Source organism: Streptomyces sp. NPDC055140 (genome assembly GCF_053607285.1).
The window spans coordinates 72,081-92,416 of record NZ_JBSGTG010000016.1 but is presented as its reverse complement, the minus strand read 5'-3'; the positions used below and the strand labels follow the sequence as shown (position 1 = coordinate 92,416).

The following is a 20,336-nucleotide window of genomic DNA, read 5'->3' as shown; positions in this document are numbered from 1 at the left end:
GTGCGCTCCTCGGCGAGACGTGGGACGCGACTGGGCTGACACTGGGACGAGACGTGAGTCAGGAGCGTCACGGGACATGTGGTGAAGGTGTGTCGGATGTGCTTCCACGCTAGCGATCCGGGCCAGGAGCTGTCTGGCGGATGCACCGATTTCACCCGGACGGGAGAGTTCGGGGGCGTGTGGTGGACGGGAGGTCGGGGGAACGGGGCCTTACGGTCGCCTCCTAGGACGCGGAATTCGATGTCGAGGTTGCTGTCGAAACCAGAGGGCGGTCACTGATGGGTACGCGGAGTCGATCGCGGGTCGGCGCGGGAGTTGTCACGGCGGGGTCGGTCGCGCTGACCATGGTCCTCGTCGGCTGCGCCGGCGACGGAGGCGGCACGAGCGCCACCCGTGCCGAGCGCCCCTCCGACGGAAAGTCCGCGTCCCCGGCCTCGGCGGAGCCCTCGCCCTCGAAGTCGTACCCCCTGTCGAAGACCCCGCAGACCATCCCCTCCGTGCGCGAGCACACGCCGGCGCGCGGCCCCGGGTGGCGCCCCACCAGCGGCCGTGTCGTCATCGGGGACGCGAAGCTCTCCGACGAGGGCAAGCTCATCGCCGACGAGCTGAGGCTGAAGTACGCGGGCAAGGCCAAGGCCGGCGCCGGTGACGTGGAGCTGGCGCTCGGCGGGAGCGGGAACCCGGAGTCGTACACGATGACCGTGAAGAACGGCCGGGTGCGGATCGTGGGGCCGGGGGACGCGGGTGTCTTCTACGGCACGCGCACGCTCAAGCAGGAGGTGCACGGCGGAGGGACCGCGCCGGAGGGCGTGGTGAAGGACGCGCCGGCGAAGCCGCAGCGCGGGTTCATGTTGGACATCGCGCGCAAGCACTTCACGGCCGGCTGGATCAAGGACCGGATCCGGGAGATCGGCGACCTGAAGTACAACCAGTTCGGTCTGCACTTCTCCGACGACCAGGCCTTCCGCATCCAGTCGGACTCGCACCCCGAGATCGTCTCGCCCGACCACCTGACCAAGGCGCAGGTCCGCGAGATCGTCTCGCTCGCGGCCGAGCGGCACATCACCGTGATCCCCGAGATCGACTCGCCCGGACACCTCGGCGCCGTGATCGCGGCGCACCCCGAGCTCCAGCTGCGGAACACGGCCGGGGTCCCGACGCGCGGCGCCGTCGACATCTCGAACCCCGGCTCCGCGAAGATCGTCGACGATCTGCTGCGTGAGTACGCTCCCCTCTTCCCCGGTGCCTTCTGGCACCTGGGCGGCGACGAGTACCAGGCCCTGACGGTGAAGAACCCCGAGGCGTCCTTCCCGCAGCTCGCGGCCGCCGCCAAGAAGAAGTACGGGGCGAACGCGACGGTCGAGGACCTCACGACGGGCTGGCTGAACGACCGGGTCGCCACCATGAAGCCGTTCAACCGCTCCCTCAAGGCGTGGAACGACGGGTTCTTCCGGGGCGGTGTCGTCAAGGCCGACAAGAGCCTGGAGGTCGCCTACTGGACGGGCAGGGAGATCGGGGCGCGCCCGCCGGAGGAGTACCTGCGCGAGGGCCGCAAGATGACCAACTACAACGACGAGTACCTCTACTACGTCCTCGGCCAGCCCAACAACTTCGTGTACCCGACCGGGCAGCGGATCTACGAGAGCTGGACCCCGCTCGTCGTGCGCGGCACGACGCCGGTGCCTGTGAGGTACGACAGCCAGATCCTGGGCGGCACGTTCGCCGTGTGGAGCGACCTGGCGAACTCGCAGACGCAGGCGCAGGTCGCGCAGGGGATCCGCATGCCGCTGCGGGCCACGATCCAGAAGCTCTGGTACCCGGGCAAGCCCCCGCTCACATGGCCCCAGTTCGTGGCGCTCGCGAACCGGCTGGGGTCCTGAGCGGCTGAGCAGTCGGTTTCCGCGGCTAAGCAGTGGACAGTGCGGTGGCCTGAACCGTATGTTCCGCTGGCCGGTGATCGACGCGCTCTGGGGAGATGCGCGCGGCCGGCTCACCTTGAACCCGTGGGGGGTCAGTCGTGTCCAAAGACTTTGCTGTGCTCAAGTCGCCGGTCGGCGTCTCGATGGCTGTCGTCGTCCTGCTGGGGGTGACGATCGCGATCGACCTGTTCGCGCTGTGGGTGGGCTTCGAGCAGCGCAGCCTCGCTGCCGACTTCGTGGCCGGGCACTTCTCGGCGGGCAGTGAGGCGGACGCCGACCGCATCGACTCGCTGTACGCGGCGGCCGGCGTCGCGCAGCTCTGTGCGCTGGTGGCGACCGCGGTCGTCTTCATCGTGTGGTTCCGGCGGGTGCGCGTCAACGCCGAGGTGTTCCGGCCCGACGGGCACAGCAGGTCGCGCGGCTGGGCCTCCTGGGGATGGTTCGTGCCCTTCGTGAACCTGTGGGCGCCGCGCCAGGTCGCGACCGACACCTGGGACGCCAGCGTTCCGGAGGCCGGTCTGATCCCGCAGAAGCACTCGCACACCGTCATCAACTCCTGGTGGTCGCTGTGGCTGCTGGGCAATGTCATCGGCCGCTTCGCGGGCAGCCAGTACGACAAGGCCGAAGGCATCGGCGAGATCAAGACGGCCACGGAGATGCTGATGCTCTCCGACGCGCTCGACGTCGCTGCCGCCGTCGCCGCCATCATGTTCGTCCGCTCCCTGACCCGCATGCAGAACGAGAAGGCCCTCGGCGGGCCCGCGCTGGTGCAGGCACCTCTCGGCGACGGTCTGGCGTAATCGCCGGATCTGCGTTTTCGGTGGCGGAGCCACGTACGGCTGTGGTGTATTCGGCCCGAGCCGAGATCAGCCGCTTTCGAAGGCACCGGGGGGACACCGGCATGGGGTACTGGGGCTATTACGTCGTGGCCAGGAGTGAGCGGCCGCTCGCCGAGCTCGACGCGCTGGGCGGGGCGCGCGACGCGCTCACGCTCCTGGAGCGGCGGGCCGACGGCTGGCAGGTCTGGGAGTGCCCGGACGGCGGGGACCGGCGCCACGACGTCGGCAGCATGAACGCGCTGGCCGCCGAGACCGGCGCGCCCGCCCTGTTCGGCTACGTCATGGACAGCGACTGCGTCGTCATCGAGGCGGCCGCGCCGGAGAGCGGCGCGTGGACCACCTGTCTGGCGCGCGACGCCATGGCCGGATACCTCTCCGCGGACGAACTGACCCTGGAGGACTACTTCCTGGAGCCCGCGGACGCCGCGCGGCGCGCGGTCGCGTGGGCGCAGGAGTGCGGCCGCACCGTCGCGCAGGGTCCGCTCGCCGACGTCCTGGGCCAGGACCCCGACCCGTTCGCCGAGCCGCTCTTCTTCCGTTTCCTGGACCGGCTCGGTGTCGCGCCGCTGTGACGTTCCTGCGCCCCGGCACGCAGTAGAGCCCAGTAGGGACGAAATGCCGGGTCGGCAGGGGAAAGGGCGTACTTCATGAGCCTGGTGGAGCTGATCGCGCAGGCCGACGAACGGGGTCTCGCGGCCAGCGGTCTCGCCTGCCTCGACCGCTGTGTGCCGCTGCTGGGCGCCGAGGACGACGAGGCGCTGCGCCCGCTGTGGGGAAGCCTCGCCGATGGCGGTCCGGAGTGGGGCGAATGCCTGGCGAAGGCGCGGGCCGCTTTCCCGGCCGGGCCGGACGACGACGCGGACGAGGCGTCCGGGCTCGCCCGGCGCATGCTGGCCGCCGTGCCGGGCACCCCGTCGGCGCCCGCGCTGCGCGAGTGGGCCGACGCCTGCTCGGTCGGCGCGCTCCAGATCCACCGCATGCTGGACACGATGGAGGACGGCGCGGGCTCGGTACGGTCCCGGCGCGAGGGCCGCACGGACGGCATGTCCCCGCTGGTGGCGGCCGAACTGCGGCGTCAGGTCAGGATCCTTGAGCTGCTAGCGGGCCGGGGCGCGGGCGGCCTGCGCCAGGCGCTCGACGTGTCGACGGAGGGTCGGCGCATCCTGCGGGCCGTCGTGTCGCGGCGGGCGCGGGGCCGCGTCTGATGCACGGAATCTCCGGGCCCTCCCCGCGGGCGTGGGCGGCGCTCGCGCTGCCGGTCGCGGCGGCACTCGTCGCGCTGGCCGTACATCAACGGCCGTTCGTGGATCCGACGGCCCAACTCCGCGGCGTACCAGGGATGTTGAAGGATGCCGGCCTGCCCGCCGGTGGCACGGCGGCGCTGTCCGGGTGCGGTGCGGCGAGTCCTGTGAGGCCCGCGCCGCGGGGGGAGGGGGAGCAGTCCAAGGTGCCGGCGCTCGTCATCTCCTCTTACGGGTACTCGAGTTCGGGGCCGGGCTTCGACGGGCCGCCTGCCTTCACGGTCCATGCGGCGATCGCCCCGGGACCGCAGCCGCTCACGCTGACCGCGCCGGTGGGTGAGCGACGGATCACGGTCGATGTGTACGGGCCGCACGGGGAAGGCCGTATCGCGTCGGCGCGCGGACTGACGGCGAAGGTGATGAAGGGGGTGAAGCGGCGGCCCGTCCCGCCGACTTCGGGCGCCTACCGCTTCACGGACGCCGGGAACCTGGATCTGGAGATCGAACTGCCCGAACGGGCCGTCTGCCCGGGCCACACGCGGGCGGACATCGGCCGGTGCACGCCCACGTACACCAACCAGATCGAGGACTGTCCCGTAGTCGCGGTCACGCTCACGGACAAGGCGGTGCCCGCGCAGCGCGCCCTGGTCGCGGGGATCAAGAACCCCGAGCGGTTCAGCGACCGGCTCGTGGCGGTGTCGTTCGAGGAGAACGCAGCCGGAGTCTGAGCACACGGATCCGATGACACGGACCCGAACGGAACCGGGCCCGGCCGCCCCCTCCTGCGGTCGGGTCCGCTTCCGTGGAAGGTAGTGAGTAACCCATTCGGGCGTGGCGGCGCAAGTGCGGGCACAAAGCAGACAAGACGGCCGAGACGGCCGAGACGGCCGAGACGGCCAAGACGGCCAAGACGGCCAAGGCCGCCAAGGCCGCCAGGACCGCCAGGGCACAAACGGCTCTCGCCGCGCGGTCCCCGGGGATGTCGGGAGCCGCGCGGCGAGAGATTCAGCTGATGGTGCGGTGGTACGGGTGGTGCCTACGGGGCCAGCGTGGTGCCCAGGCGGGCGCCGGCCGGGGTGCCGAGCTGCGTCAGTCCGATGTACTTGGACGTCGACAGGCCGAGCCCCGTGCTGTTGCTGGGCACGTACAGGAGCGTGCCGTTGCCGGCGTCCTCGCCCGCGGCGCCGATCACCAGGTCCGCGCGGCCGTAGCCGGACAGGTCGGCGAGGGAGACGGCGGAGCCCAGGATGTCATCGGTCTCCGTGGAGCCGGGGACGCCGGGCTCGTCCTGCGAGATCGCGAGGGCGCCGGTGCCGGTGAGACCGGTCGACGAGCCCTTGAACAGCAGCGACGTACCCGCGTTGGAACGGTTGCTGGTGCGGGTGATGTCCTCGTTCGGGGCGCCGGCCAGGACGTCCGCGTAGCCGTCGGCGTTGTAGTCGCCGACCGCGACGGAGGCGCCGAGGGCGTCGCCGGACTCGGCCGCGCCCGGAACACCGCTGGTGGCCTGGTGGATCGTCTTGGCGCCGGTGGCGGTGAGGCCGCCGGGCGTCGTGGACGTGATCTTCGAGCCGTAGACCGCGGTGACCTGGCCGCCCGCGTAGGCGCCGGACTCGGCGGTGTAGGGCTGGCCGATGACGATGTCGTCGACGCTGTCGCCGTTGAGGTCGCCGGAGGCGATGGAGCGGCCGCCCTTGACCGAGAGCGTGCCGGCCTTGGTCAGGCCGTTCCTGCCGCCCTTGAACCAGACGATCCGGCCGACCGAGGTCGAGTCGCGGTAGTTGAGCGCGACGTCCGCGTAGCCGTCCTGGTTGAAGTCACCGCTGGTGGCGGCCTCGTAGGCGAGGGCCGTGTCGCCGCTGGTGATGTTGGAGCTGGACTCCTGGCCCTCGGCGTAGCGTGCGGTCCAGGTGCCGCCGGTGCCGGTGGAGGACGCGAAGACGTCCGCCTTGCCGTCGGCGTTGAAGTCGCCGACCGCCACGGCGGAGCCGTACTTGGCGCCGTTCGCGTAGAAGCCCTCGTCGAGGTTCATCTGCGCACCGGTGTTCAGGGCCGGTCCGTACAGGATGGTGACCGCGCCGCGGTCGGCGTGCCCGGAGGTGTCGTCCTCACCGGGCTGGCCGATCGCGAGGTCGGCGTAGCCGTCGCCGTTTATGTCACCTTCGGCGACGGCCGCGCCCCACTGGTCGCCGGACTCGTTCGAGCCGGGGACACCGGTGCTGGACTGGGTGAGGGTCTTCTTCGCCGTGTACACCGGCCCGTTCGTGCCGCCCGGCAGGACGGTGATGGAGCCGCCGGAGGACGCCTTGGGGGTGCCGGCGACGAGGTCGGGCAGGCCGTCGCGGGTCGTGGCCGTCGGCGCGGCGGACGAGTAGATGTCCGACGTCTTCAGGGCGTGCGAGACGCCCGGGGCCGAGGCCAGGGTCCGGATGGTGGCGAGCTTCTTGTAGAGGTTGTCGCCGGGGCACAGCGTGGTGCCGGTGTCACGGTGTCCGAAGACGCGGTCAAGAGTGATCGACTGGCCCATGGGGATCTTGTTGTCGGACACGCCCTGATCGCCGTTGGACTGCAGCGTCACCTTGCTGTTCGCGGTGATGCCGTACTGGCCGAACTTCCAGGCGACGACCCGGGCGATCGAGTTGAGCGCGGCCTGAGTAGGCGTCGCCGACATGAAGTTGCCGATGTACGAGATGCCGACCGTGTCGGTGTTGAAGCCGTAGTCGTGGGCTCCGTGCACCGGCAGGTCCATGCCGCCGCTGCGGCCCTCGAAGATTTGCCCGCACCGGTCGACGAGGAAGTTGTAGCCGATGTCGTACCAGCCCTTGGCCATGTGCTCCTGCTGGATGGTGTGCACCCGCTGGCGCGACTGAGAGCAGGGCACCGTGTTGTCGGGGTCGACACCGGTGTGGTGGATCACGGCGGCCTTGATCGAGTCGTCGTACTCGGGCGTGCCGTTGTAGTCCGTGTCCGCGCCCCACTCGGCCTGCGTGATGATCGGCGGCTTGACGACCGTCGACGGGCGGGCGGCCGGGACCGTCTCGGACGGCTCGGGCGACGCGGACGCGCTCGACGACGGGTCGGCGGAGGCCGAGGAGGACGCGGGCGCGGAGGGGGTGCCGGAGTCCGAAGGGGCTACTGCGGGGGCGCTGCTCGCGGGGTCCACGGACGGGGAGTCGGTGGTGGCGGGGGGCGTCGTGTCCTCGGAGAACGCGGCGGGCTGGGCGGCGCCCGCACCCTTCGCGGGGGCGAGTGTGCCCGGGTCGAGCAGCTTGACGTCCATGCCGGACGGCAGGCCGGATGCCGTGCCGTCCTTGGCCACGACCCGCACCTCGACGGCGTCGGAGTCGCCGGTCCACACGGACTCGGTGCCGCCGCGGACGCCGCCGTCGGCCTTGGTCTCGTTGCCGTCGGTGCCGAGCTGCTCGACCGGCATGGTCAGCCAGTCCGTCCAGTCGCCGGTCGCGACGTTGCGCGCCCGGACCTGGGCGGTCCCGTCGAGTGTGGTGTGCGGGTTCTTCCACGTGACGACGACGGCGCTGAAGCGGTCCGTCGACTTCTGCGGGACGACCTTGCGGTCGGCGCCCTTGGTGGTGAGCCCGAGTGTGTGGATCGCCGACGCGCGGCGCGGCTCGCCCTGGGGAGACGCGCCGTTCCCAGGGTCGGCCATGGCGTAGGTCATGACGCCCGCGCCGCCCAGGACGACGGCCCCCACTGTCACCCAGGCCCTGCGCTTGAGACTCAGCGGTTTGTACGCATGTGATCTGCGCGCACGCGAATTACGCGGGCTCAAATGCCCCACCCCTCGAAGAAGTTCACAAATGCCACACCAGTTACACGGGTAACTGCTCTATTCAGCGGTTGACCGTCGGTAAACGTCACTGGTTGTACTGGTGTGCTGTAACTCACCTGTAAGTAGTCCGGAAGACACCTGGCGGTCACCTGGTCAGTTCACCGCCGATACCGGCACCGGCGGTCGTTCCGAGAGCGGTCGGCCCGTACGAGGTTCCCGTTCCGCCGCTCAGGGTCATCACGGTCCCGTCGCCCGCGTTCTCGCCCTCGGCGCCGATCGCGAGGCCGGCGACGCCGTCCCCGGTGAGATCGGCGACAGTGACGGCGGAACCGAACCGGTCACCGGCCTCGGCCGCGCCCGGCACCGGGCCCGCTCCCTGGACGTACGTGACTGCGCCCGCCACGCCGAGCCCGTTCGCGCCACCGCGCAGCAGGAACGCGCGGCCCGCGCCGGAGTCGTCTCCGGGCGCACCGGCGAGCACGTCGGCGTACCCGTCGCCGTCCGTGTCGCTCACGGCCACGGAGGCACCCAACTCGCCCCCGGATTCCGCTCCTTCCAGCTCACCTCGCGCCACGACAGCCGCACCGGTCGTCGTGAGCCCGTCCGCCGAGCCGTGGTACGTGGTGATCTCGCCGCCGTCCACCACGTCGGGACGCCCCACGGCCAGGTCGGTGAAGCCGTCGCCGTTCAGGTCGCCGGAGGCCAGGGACCGTCCGCCCGCGCCCGCGAGGACGGCGGGCTCGGAGGTATCCAGTCCGCTCGACGAACCGCGCACCACGACGAGGGGCCTGTCGCCCGCCACCGTGCCGAACGTGATCGCCGCGTCGTCGAATCCATCGTGGTCGAAGTCCCCGGTGGCCACGGAGGCGCCCTGCACCGGACCGTCGGAGAGGGCGATCGCGGGGGAGAAGGCCCGGTCGGCGCCGTCGACGGTCCAGGCACGCCCGGCTCCGGGCGCCACGGCGAGGATGTCGTCGCCGCCGTCCCCGTCGAAGTCACCGGTGGCGAGCGTGGCCCCGAACTTCGCGCCGTTCGTGCGCACCGCCGCCGGCTCGTTGATCATTCCGGCCTGTCCGGTGAGCCCGTTGGCCGTGCCGCGCAGCACGCTCACGCCGCCCTCGTCGCTCGCGCCCGCGGTGACCTCCTCGCCGGGAGACGCGACCACGAGGTCGGTGTAACCGTCGTGGTCGAGGTCGCCGTACGCGGTCGCGGAGCCGAAGCCGTCTCCGGCCTCGGAGCCGCCGGGCACGCCCTCGGACTCCTGCGTGACGACTGTCTTGTTCGCCGCGTAGGGCGAGGTCCGGGCGCCGGGTACGACGCTGACCTGGCCGGCTCCCGCCAGATTGTTCGCGGTGGCTTTCGGGATGCCGGCGGCCAGGTCGGCGTGGCCGTCCCCGTTCACGTCGGCGCCCTTGGCGGGTGTGTTCTCCGACGCGGCGAGCGTGCGGATGGCGGGCAGGTCGCCGTAGAGGTTGGTGCCGGGGCACTCGGTCGGGTAGCCGTCGCGATGCCCGGAGATCCGGTTCATCGTCACCAGCTGCCCTTGCGTGAACTTCCCGTTGTCCGCACCGGCCGCCATCACGATGCTGCCCGCCGGATTGATCCCGTACAACCCGAGCTTCCAGGCGGCGAGGTGAGCGATCGCGTCGCGCACGGCGGGCGGGGAGGTCGCGGTGTTGAAGTCGCCGAGGACGGCGACCCCGCTCGTGTCCGTGTTGAAGCCGTAGGTGTGGGCGCCGTAGACGGGCTTGTCCACTCCACCCGCGCGCCCTTCGAAGACGGTCCCGCACTTGTCGACGAGGAAGTTGTAGCCGATGTCGTTCCAGCCGTTGCTCTTCACGTGGTAGGTGAGAATGCCGCGGATGATCGACGCGGACTCGGCGCACGTGTAGTCGTTCGTCCCGGCCGTGTGGTGCACGAACACGGCCTTCGTGTCGGTCGTGTACGTCGGCGGGTCGGCGACGATCGACTCGTCGGCGCCCCAGCCGGCGCGCGAGGTGACGGCGGGCTGCCCGGCCGCCGAGGCGGTTTTCTCCGTCGATTCCGCGGCGGCCCGTGCTCCCGCGTCGGGGTCGACGAGGTCCACGCGCAGCCCGGCGGGCAGCTTCGCGCCGGTGACGCGCGCCTGCACGCCGTCGGAGGCGCCGACCCACAGCGGCTGGGTCCCGCCGCGCACGCCCGTCTTCGTGTGATCGGGTCCCGACTCCGGTGCGTGGAAGTCGAGTTCGAGGGTGCGCCAGGCCGACCAGTGTCCGGTCTCCGCATTGCGGGTACGGATCTCGGCGGTGCCGTCGCCGAGCGTGGCGTCGGGGTCGGACCAGGTGACGCCGAGCATGCTGAACGGCTCGGTGGAGCGGGCGGCGAGTACGCGCCTGCCGGGGTCGGTCCCGCCCGGGACGGCGACGGTGTGGACGGCGCCCTTGTGTACGGTGGCCCGCGCGGCGGCGGGCTGCGTACGGCCGGACAAAGAGATGACGCTGAGCACGACGGCGGCGGCGAGCGCGGTACGGGCGGCTTGGCGGCCGAGGCTCGGATACATCACTGCTCTCCCTGCGCGCTCGCCGGGGACTCGGAGACCTCGGGCGCGGGCAGCTCGCCCTGGCAGGTGGCGCGGCCGAACTTGCCGTAGGCGGTGGCTGTCTGGACGTGCTTGCCGCGGATGGCGAGCTGGCAGCTGGCCCGCCCGCCCTTCTCGCCGAGCGTGATGGTCACGATGGGCGGCTTGCCGAGCGGCACGCGCACCGTCTTCTTCCAGGGCAGCGTGACGCCGCGCGCTTCGACGGCCTTGCCGGACCCGCTGCGGGCCTGCCAGGTGAGATCGGCGGTGCCTTCGCCACTGACCTCGTACGTCACGGAGGCGGTGGGGACGTGACGCTCGGGCTTCTCGTCGGTGTCGAGCACGCCGTAGAGCACGAGCCCGGCACAGGCGGCGACGACGACGGCGCTGGCGGCTATGCCTCGACGGTCAACTCCCTTGCCGTGCTTGGCGTCGTCGGCGCCGTCGGTGTTCTTGGACTCGTCCGAGGACTGCGGCTCCTTCGTTTCCTTCGCTGCCTCCGCGTCCTTGGTGCCCGCGGCTTCGTCGTGCGGCTCGGATTCTTCGGTGGACGCTTCGGCCGTGTCGGTGGATTCGGTCGGCTCTGACTGTTCGGACGACGATGGCATGGGCCTGGCTTTCGTGAGGCGATCATTCCTCGCGCGAATGCGTCGCGCTCGGCGGAGAACCGGGCGGTTATACCGCATCGGGGCGCGGCGGTTCCAGCGTCCGGAACAAGCGGGCGAAAGGGACGGAGACCAAACGTGCTCAGAACACGCTGCACAACGCCCCGAATTGTGCCCGCAGTTGACCCGCAACTGTTTCGGTGAATAGAAACCGCGCCGTCGTTTGTCCCGCCGGCTGTATACCGGCCCGGCATGCGCTTGGAGCGGGTGCCGGGTCTAGATCATCTCCGGGTGATCCGACCCGTGACGGGCCAACTGCCCGATTGATTCCCCCTGTTGACATGGCCATGTGCGCCTGATTAGAAATCGTCCGCCCACGAAGGAGGAAACCAGAAACCGACCGACGCATGCCCGGAAGGCCTTTTCGGCCAGGGGCCTTCCGGACGTACGTCGGTCAATCCGCGCTGCCCAGATGCCGACCCTCCCGAGTGGCACACACCAGACGTCCGGACGCAATCGCCGTTCGGAGATCAGGCGTGCCCGCATTACGTGCGCAGGGAATACCGCACGGAAGGGGGGCGTGCCGCAAAGGAAAGGGCACAGGACGTGAAAGTCCGCTATGGGAGATTGATCTCCTGCCTTGTGGTGTCGGCGGTGGCGAGTACCGCACTGCCGCAGATCGCCTACGCCTCCGCGCCGGGTTCCGGCAAGCACGGAGACGACAAGGGCGTCTTCGACACGGTCAAGGGCTGGTTCTCGGACGACGACGGCGAGGATCAGGCCAAACCGCCGACGGGCGGGAAGCTGGAGATAGCCAGTCGCGAGAAGCTCCCGAAGGGCAAGAAGGCCGCTAAGCCCAAGCGGGTCAAGGAGCTGACGTCCCGCCGCACGGAGCACGCGCGCTTCTGGCGGCTGTCCAACGGGCAGATCCAGGCTGAGCTCTCCCAGGTACCGACCGCGTACCCCACGGGTTCCGGCAAGAAGAAGTCGTGGAAGTCGATCGACACGGGTGTCGACGCGACCAAGGCCAAGGGCTACGACTTCGCCAACACATCCAACTCTGCGCGCAGTTGGTTCGGTTCGGACCCGGACAAGCTGCTGAAGTTCCAGGCGGGCGCGGACGGTCCGGCGGTGACGCTGGGTCTCAAGGGCGCCGGGAAATCGGTCGACCCGAAGGCCAAGGGTTCGACCGTGGTCTACAAGGACGCGGCGGCCGGCGGTGCGGACCTGGAGTACCGGGTCGGTCCTGGCCGGGTGAAGGAGAACATCGTCCTGGCGAAGGCGCCGGACGGACCCGTCTCCTACACCTTCACCCTCGACACGGACGGTCTGACGCCGAAGGCGCGCAAGGACGGTTCGATCGAGCTGTACGGCGAGCTGCCGAACACGCCGGTCATGACGATCCCGGCCGCGTACATGTCGGATACCCGCAAGGACGCTGACTCCCCGTACGGGGTGTCGTACAGCCCCAAGGTCAAGCAGAAGCTGGTCAAGGACGGCAAGAACTGGCAGATCGTCGTCACGCCGGACGCCAAGTGGCTGGCTTCGCCGAAGCGGCAGTACCCGGTGTCGATCGATCCGACGATCACGATCACGCCGACTCCGTCGCAGTCGCAGGACACGATGGTCCTCTCGGATCAGCCGGCGGCGAACTTCAACAACACCTGGAAGATGTCCGCCGGCAAGACCGACACGGGTATCGCGCGGTCGCTGATCCAGTTCCCGCTGGACGAGATCCCGGCGGGGACGAAGATCGACTCGGCGCGTCTGGGTATGTACTTCGACCAGGCGCACACGACCAACGCCAATGACGTCACGATGGAGGTCCACCGGGCCACCGGCCCGTGGACCGAGTCGGGCGCCACGTGGTCCAACACCAGTGCGCTGTCGGGTGAGCTCTCCGGTACCACCGTCCAGATCGATGACGGCGACCCCGGTACGGCCGCCGTCGGCGAGTGGCCCCGGGCGACGACGACCGGTGGCGCGGCGACCAATGACGACTTCGCCTACAACAAGAACAGCCTGACCGGCGAGACGTACACCTGGCAGCCGCAGATAGCGGAGACGGCGTCCTACCGGGTCGAGGCGCATTTCCCGCCGGCCTCGGACGGGGCGACAGCGGCGCCGTACACGATCACTCATCGGGACGGCACCGGGACCGGGACGGTCAATCAGTCGGGCACCGCGGCCGCGTGGAAGACGGTGAACAGCACCCAGTTCTACTTCTCCAAGGGCAACGCGGGGAAGATCGTTCTGGGGGACACCGGCAGTTCCACGACCCGCAACATCGCCGACTCGATCCGCCTGGTGAACCCCGCCCAGATCGTCAAGAACACGGGCGAGTACAACCAGTGGCACGACTTCGCGGTGACGGACACCGTGCAGAAGTGGGTCTCGGGCACGGCCACGAACAACGGCTTCGTGATCCAGGCGAAGGACGACACGCTGGCCGCGACGCCCACCGGTGGTCCGCGGTACGAGTCCGGTGACGGCGACTACGGCGGCGAGACCTCCTCGTACCCGCGCCTGACCGTGACGTACGGCAAGGTCGGCTCGGCGCTCAACTCGCCGACGATCGTGCACGACACGGGCCCGGAGCTGTCCTGGTCGGCGTACAAGAACACGACCGGCGACACCGGCCAGGACATCGTCGAGTACCAGCTGCACCGCTCCACGCAGCAGGTGTTCACGCCGAGCGCGGCCACGCTGGTGGCCCCGGTCGACAAGGCGAGCACGGCCTACACGGACACCACCGCGACGCCGACGCCCGACTCGTCCACGGACGAGATCGGCCGCTCGTACTACTACCAAATCGCGGTGAAGACAAAGGACGGCTCCCTCATCGGGTCGCCCACACGCATCGTCGGCGTGCCGAAGGCCGGCCGGACGATGAAGCTGATCCAGGGCACGGCGGGCGGCGTCACCGACACCACCCTCTCGTCCCAGCAGCCGACGACCAACGAGGACACGATCCTCTCGTACACGCCGCAGAAGTGGCTGAGCGTCGGCAACAACTCGGGCACGTACGGCAAGACGCGTTCGGCGCTGAAGTTCCCGACGAGTTCGATCCCGGCAACGGCGACGGTCCTCGACTCCAAGCTCTACATGTGGGGCGCGGAGACGACGACCGACACCAACGGCGCGATCTACGAACTCCACGGCCTGAACAAGGACTTCGACGAGACGACGGCGACCTGGAACAACGTCACGTCGACCACTCCCTGGACGGCTCCGGGCGGCGACTTCTCCGCCACGGTGTCCGACACGGTCGCGCAGGTCTCGGAGGTCGGGCGCCACTGGTGGGACGCCACGTCGCTCACGCAAGGCTGGGTGAAGACCCCGTCCAGCAACAAGGGCGCCATGGTCAAGCTGGCCAACGAGGCCACCGGGCCCCAGGAACGCACCCTGTTCCTGTCATCGGAGACCGCCGACCAGCAGCTCGGCCCGCTGCTTCGCGTGATCTACGTGGACGCCACGTCGGAGAACACGTACTACGCGCCGCAGACGCCGGCCCGGATGACGCCGAACTCCACGTACTCCGTGGACGTGACGGTGACGAACACGACCGGCACCGAGTGGCTCGCGGGTGAGCGGCAGCTCTCGTACACCTGGAAGCTGCCCGACGGCACGGATGTCACCAACGGCGGCAACCAGCTCTCCACGGCGGTCCCGAACCTGAAGCCGGCCCAGTCGGCGACGGTCCACGCCCAGGTCAAGACGCCGATCAACTCGGACGAGGGCAACAAGCGCACGGACTACGTCCTCGGCTGGGACGTCCGCAAGATCTCGGACGGCAGCTGGCTCTCGGCGGGAACGGGCGGCATCCCGTCCCTGAAGCAGAACGTGGCGGTCGAGGACCCGACGTCGAACTCGCTGGGCCTGGAGAAGTTCTACTCCTACACCGGCAAGAACACCGGCGCCGGTTCGACCGTGATGAGCAACCTCGCCTCGGGCAACACGGTCTGGTCGTACAACGCGTTCACGAACCCGGGCCGTGGCCTCACCACCTTCGCCCGGTTCTCGTACAACTCCCTCGATACCTCGGACACCGTCTCCGGCGCGGGTTGGTCGGCGCAAGCGGCGGGGCCGATCCGGCTCGGCGCCCCGCTGGACTTCCATCCGAATCCGAACCCGACTGAGATCCGGCTGCCCGACGGTGACGGCACCACGCACGTCTTCACCAAGCAGGCGGACGGGACGTGGAAGGCTCCGGCGGGCGTCCACTACAAGGTCACGATGAAGTCGGGCCTGGACTGCACGCCGAACAACGACCCGATCCCCGACGCGTGGACCCTGACGCGCCCCGACGGCACGCGCTTCGTCTTCGGTTGCGACGGCTACATGACGTCGGCGATCGACAAGAACGGCAACACGCAGACGTACACGTACGAGGAGCGCAAGTCCAACAACAAGCCGACCAAGTTCCTCACCTACATCACCGACCCGGCCGCGCGACAGTCACTGACGGTCGACTACTACAAGAAGGGCGACGCGTCGTACGACTACATTGACGACACAGGCGCCAAGGTAACCGGCACGAACCTGACCAACTCCAAGATCTACGACCACGTGAAGTCCATGACGGACATCTCGGGCCGCAAGATCTCCTTCTTCTACACGGACAAGGGCCTGTTGGGCCAGTTCGTCGACGGTGACGGCTCCACGCAGCCGAAGGTCTTCAAGTTCACCTACGACGCCACGCAGGGCAACAAGAACGTCAAGCTGGTCAAGGCCACCGACCCGCGCGGCAACTCGACGTCGATGGCGTACTACGCGCCCTCGACGGGCGACAACCCGAAGTACCACTGGTGGACCAAGACGATCAGTGACCGCGTTGGCGGCGGCACTGGATTCGCGTACGCGGTGAACGCCACGAACGCCAAGTTCGTCGACGCGACGGTGACGGACGCTGAGTCGTACGCCACGAAGTATGTGACGGACGACTTCGGGCGTCCGGTGCAGACGACGAACGCGAAGTCGCAGACGTCGAAGATGAGCTGGGACGCCGACAACAACGTCACCTATGTCGAGGAGGCGAACGGCGCGAAGACCGCGTACTGCTACGACCAGAAGACGGGCTTCCCGTTGTGGTCGCGCGACGCGGAGAACAACAAGGCGGGTGTGCCTCCGGCCTCGGACTGCGTACCGGGCACGTATCCGGCGAACTCGCAGCAGTACGCATACCAGACGCGTCTCGACGGCTTCTCGGCCGACCTGTTCACGAAGACGTCTCCGGAAGGCCGCAAGTGGCAGTTCGGGTACGACTCGTTCGGCAACCTGAAGACGGTCACGGACCCGAAGGGCGTCGCCACGGCGACGGCAGGGGACTACACGACGTCGTACGAGTACGACGCGTACGGCCAGATGACCAAGGTGACGGACGCCAACGGGCACGCCGGCACGAACAGCGAGTTCGGTCCGACGGGATTCCCGGCGACGATGACCGACGCGCTGAACAAGGCGACGACGTTCGTCTACGACGAGCGAGGCCAGGTCACCGAGGTCACCGACGCGCTGGGCAAGAAGGTCACGCAGACCTACGACGCCTTCGGGCGGGCGCTGGTCAGCACCGCGCCCAAGGACCAGGCCGCGGGTGTACTGATCACGACACCGGCGCCGGTGTACGACGCCAATGACAATGTCACCAAGTCGACGGCGCCGAACGGAGCGGTCTCGACGGCGGTGTACGACAACGCGGACCAGGTCACGTCGGCGACCGCGCCGACGAATAACAACACGACGGTTCCCCGTACGTCTTCGTACACCTACGACAAGGTCGGCAACCTGAGGACCACGACGGAGCCCAAGGGCTCCGTGACCACGTCCGACGCCACCGACTACGTCACGACGAACAAGTACGACGAGCTGTATCAGCTCAGCTCCGTGGTCAACGCAGACCAGGGCAAGATCTCCTACGAGTACGACACGGTCGGCAACGTCACCAAGGTCATTGCGCCGACCAAGAACGCGTCGGCGGACACCACGGACTTCACGTCCAGGACCGATTACGACATGGACCACCGGGTCACCCAGGTCACGGACGCGGCGGGCAAGTTCACCAAGCAGTCCTACGACCGCGATGGCCTCGTCACCTCTTCCACGGACCAGGAGAACAACACCTCGACCGTCACCTACGACGAGCGGGGCATGCAGTCCGAGATCAAAGTGCCCTACGACGGCACCACCTACCGGATCTCCAAGTTCGAGTACGACCAGGTCGGCAACACCACCAAGGTGATCACGCCGCGCGGTACCGCGACGGCGAACGCGGACGACTTCGCGTCCCGCACCACGTACGACGAACTCAACCGTCCCAAGCGGCAGTACCAGCCCTATGACCCGAACGACGCCCGCTACAACAAGGCGGACGTGTATACGGAGACCACATACGACGCAGTCGGGCGGGTGGCGAAGACCTCGATGCCGCCGTCACAGGGCGAGACGGTTCGCAACGACACGGTCTTCGAGTACTTCGACAACGGCTGGCCGATGAAGTCCACCGATCCGTGGGACATCGTCACCACTTACGAGTACGACGACCTGGGCAAGCAGACGAAGCGCACGCTCACCTCGGCGGGCGGCTCGTCGGACCGCACCATGACGTGGGACTACTACCCGGACGGTTCCCTCAAGTCCAAGGCTGACGCCGGTGTTCCGGTGGGCAAGTCGGTCGTCCTGACCGACAACTCCGACACCCAGAACACCTCGTCCACGGGCACGTGGACGAAGGGTGACATCACCGGCCAGCAGGGCTACGACCACCGCACCCACGCGGCGGGCACGGGCACTGACGCGTACACGTGGACGCTGAACGTCCCCACGGACGGCACGTACACCGCGTACGTGAAGTTCCCGAAGGTGACGGGCGCCGCAACCACGGCCAAGTACACGCTCACCCATGGCACGACGGCCGAGCCCCCGGTGTCGAAGGACCAGAGCGCGGGCACCGGCACGTGGGTGTCCCTGGGCTCGTACAGCCTCAAGCAGAGCGAGGAGACCAAGCTCAAGCTCGACCAGAACAGCGCCGGCACCGCCGTCGCGGACGCAGTCAAGCTGGTCCGTGACACCACGGGTGTCACGGACAACGAGAAGAAGTCGTTCACCTACGCGTACGACGTCAACGGCAACCTCACGTCGATCGACGACACATCGTCCGGCGCGGTGATCGACGCGTACACCGTTGCCTACACGGGGCTCAACCAGGTCCAGAAGGTCACGGAGGCGCTGGCCGGCCAGGAGAAGAAGGCCACGTCGTACACGTACGACGCCAACGGTCAGCCGGAGACGGTCACGCATCCCGACCAGTTCTCCAAGTACACCTACGACCTGCGCGAGCTGGTAAAGACGGTGTCGGTCGGCAATACGCCCACGGACGCCTCGCCGAAGGTCACCGCGTACACGTACACGGACCGTGGGCAGGCGCTGCGGGAGACCAAGGCCAACAGCAACACCGTCGACTACGAGTACTTCGCCAACGGTGCGCTCAAGTCGACCACGGAGCAGAAGGGATCGGGCACTCTCGTCTCCTCGCACACCTACGCCTACGACGCCAACGGCAACAAGGCGCAGGACGTCGCGAAGAAGATGAACGCCGACGACCATGCGGCGTACCTGGCGTCCACCACGGACTACAGCTACGACCCGGCTAGCCGGCTCACGAAGTCGGTCAAGACCGGTAACGGCGCGGCGACGGAGACCTACGTCCACGACGACAACGCCAATGTCGTCAGTCAGACGGTCGGCGGCGTGTCCACGACATTCGACTACGACCGCAACCGGCTTCTGAGTGTCACCTCGGCGGGCGCGTTGCCGACGAACTACACCTACGACCCGTTCGGGCGTCAGGAGTCCGTGCAATCGGGCGGCAAGGTCATCGAGCGGAGCGTGTACGACGGCTTCGACCATGTCGTCGAGTCCCAGAAGACGGACGACGCCGGCACTGTGAAGTCGACCAAGTACACCTTCGACCCGCTGGACCGCACGGCGTCGAAGACGGCGGACGGAAAGACCACCGACTTCGACTATCTCGGCCTGTCGGGCGAGGTCCTCGATGAGAAGGTCGCGGGTCAGCTGACCAAGTCGTACCAGTACAGCCCTTGGGGACAGCGGCTTTCCCAGGCCACGCGCAACAGCGACGGTACGACGGAGGACGGCTACTACGGCTACAACAGCCACACCGACGTCGAGACCGTCACCGACAAGAACGGTGATGCCAAAGCCACCTACGGCTACACGGCCTACGGAGCCGACGACAAGTCCGAGTTCACCGGCATCGACAAGCCCGACACCGCCGACCCCACGAAGGAGGCGTACAACCCCTACCGGTACAACGCCAAGCGCTGGGACGCCCAGTCGGGCACGTACGACATGGGCTTCCGCGACTACAGCCCAGGCCTGAACCGCTTCACCACCCGGGACATGTACAACGGCGCGCTGGCGGACATGGGCCTGGGCGCGGACCCGTTCACGGGTAATCGCTACGCGTTCGGCGGAGGCAACCCGACCAGCTTCGTCGAACTCGACGGACACCGTCCGGCCGACTGCAACGAGCCCGGTGCCACGTGCCGCATGAACAGTGCCGGCGGCTGGGACGTCGGGTTCGCCGCAGCTGCGCTGCCCGGAAAGTACGGGAACAAGACGTCACGTCACGATGAGGCCCAGGCACGGGCGATCCTGGAAATCGAAGCACAGGCGGCCAGCGCCGGTGCGACGGACTTCCAGGTGCTTCCGCCGACGAAGATCGCCGGAGCCAACAAGGAATGCATGTACCCCCGCAATGGAGACCGCGGAAAGGTGCGTGGAAACCGTGGCCTTGCGGTTCCCGACTGCAGCTACGGGACGCCGGACATTCTGGGCTATGACGCCAAGTCGGATGTCTATTACGTCTGGGAGGTCAAGTCGGCCGGTGACGCGAACAAGGCAGTGCCCGAGGCGCAGTGGTATGTGAATCGGTTGCGCTCACAAGGCAAAAAGGCTGTTCTCGGTTGGATGATGGGCGGCCCTTACGATGTCGGAAACGGCGACAAGGTAATGGGTCCCGAGGAGGGTGCCGTTATCTACGGTCGGCAGTCCAACAAGAAATTCCAGAAGATCTACAACAACAGTCCGATGGCGGTGGCGCGACAGGCGCTCCAGAACAACACGCCACAGCCTTCGGCAGGTCCTGGGCCCGGAACCTATCCGGGAACGGTGTACCAGCCGGGCGTGGGGACAAGACCGCAGTCCAGCTCGGGGGGATTCGACCCGATGCTCATCCCCATTGTTGTTCTGGTGGTGGGCGGAGGCATAGCCCTGGCGCCTGAAGAGGCCGCGGCGACAGTCGTCGCGGGAACCATCTACGGTTTGGCGGCATGATGTTGGTTCGGGTCCTCGCGTGATAGATTCG

The 20,336-nt window shown here is 68.4% G+C and carries 9 protein-coding genes; 6 read left to right on the top strand and 3 right to left on the bottom strand.

The window, feature by feature from the left end; translation table 11 throughout:
- Window positions 1-278: 278 nt before the first annotated feature.
- The 5 genes from ACWFR4_RS27685 to ACWFR4_RS27665 all read left to right on the top strand — a co-directional run bounded on the left by ACWFR4_RS27685 (window position 279) and on the right by ACWFR4_RS27665 (window position 4,727).
- The gene (locus tag ACWFR4_RS27685) at window positions 279-1,880 is read left to right on the top strand and encodes a beta-N-acetylhexosaminidase (RefSeq protein ID WP_453462242.1); all 1,602 of its coding nucleotides are present in this window, start codon (window positions 279-281) and stop codon (window positions 1,878-1,880) included.
- A 137-nt stretch (window positions 1,881-2,017) separates the two neighbouring features.
- Entirely contained in the window at window positions 2,018-2,719 is a 702-nt protein-coding gene (locus ACWFR4_RS27680; protein WP_453462239.1) for a DUF4328 domain-containing protein, read from the top strand.
- A gap of 101 nt (window positions 2,720-2,820) precedes the next feature.
- Complete coding sequence (locus tag ACWFR4_RS27675) at window positions 2,821-3,330, top strand: hypothetical protein (RefSeq protein ID WP_453462236.1); 510 nt, start codon at window positions 2,821-2,823, stop codon at window positions 3,328-3,330.
- 75 nt (window positions 3,331-3,405) lie between these two features.
- Entirely contained in the window at window positions 3,406-3,963 is a 558-nt protein-coding gene (locus tag ACWFR4_RS27670) for a hypothetical protein (protein WP_453462233.1), read from the top strand.
- On the top strand, window positions 3,963-4,727 hold the full coding sequence (locus ACWFR4_RS27665) for a hypothetical protein (protein ID WP_453655059.1): 765 nt from the start codon (window positions 3,963-3,965) through the stop codon (window positions 4,725-4,727). Before ACWFR4_RS27670 ends, ACWFR4_RS27665 begins: the two co-directional genes overlap by 1 nt.
- Window positions 4,728-5,035: 308 nt before the next feature.
- On the opposite strand, the gene ACWFR4_RS27660 is transcribed toward ACWFR4_RS27665, so the two are convergent.
- The 3 genes from ACWFR4_RS27660 to ACWFR4_RS27650 form a co-directional block, all read right to left on the bottom strand.
- Window positions 5,036-7,717 (bottom strand): FG-GAP-like repeat-containing protein, encoded by a 2,682-nt coding sequence (locus ACWFR4_RS27660; protein WP_453655057.1) that lies wholly within the window; start codon window positions 7,715-7,717, stop codon window positions 5,036-5,038.
- A gap of 217 nt (window positions 7,718-7,934) precedes the next feature.
- The gene (locus ACWFR4_RS27655; RefSeq protein WP_453462224.1) at window positions 7,935-10,328 is read right to left on the bottom strand and encodes an FG-GAP-like repeat-containing protein; all 2,394 of its coding nucleotides are present in this window, start codon (window positions 10,326-10,328) and stop codon (window positions 7,935-7,937) included.
- Window positions 10,328-10,954, bottom strand: a complete 627-nt coding sequence (locus ACWFR4_RS27650; protein ID WP_355687118.1) for a hypothetical protein — start codon at window positions 10,952-10,954, stop codon at window positions 10,328-10,330. Before ACWFR4_RS27650 ends, ACWFR4_RS27655 begins: the two co-directional genes overlap by 1 nt.
- Before the next feature lie 1,620 nt (window positions 10,955-12,574).
- Here ACWFR4_RS27650 and ACWFR4_RS27645 point away from each other — a divergent pair.
- Complete coding sequence (locus ACWFR4_RS27645) at window positions 12,575-20,305, top strand: DNRLRE domain-containing protein (RefSeq protein ID WP_453655164.1); 7,731 nt, start codon at window positions 12,575-12,577, stop codon at window positions 20,303-20,305.
- Window positions 20,306-20,336 lie beyond the last annotated feature (31 nt).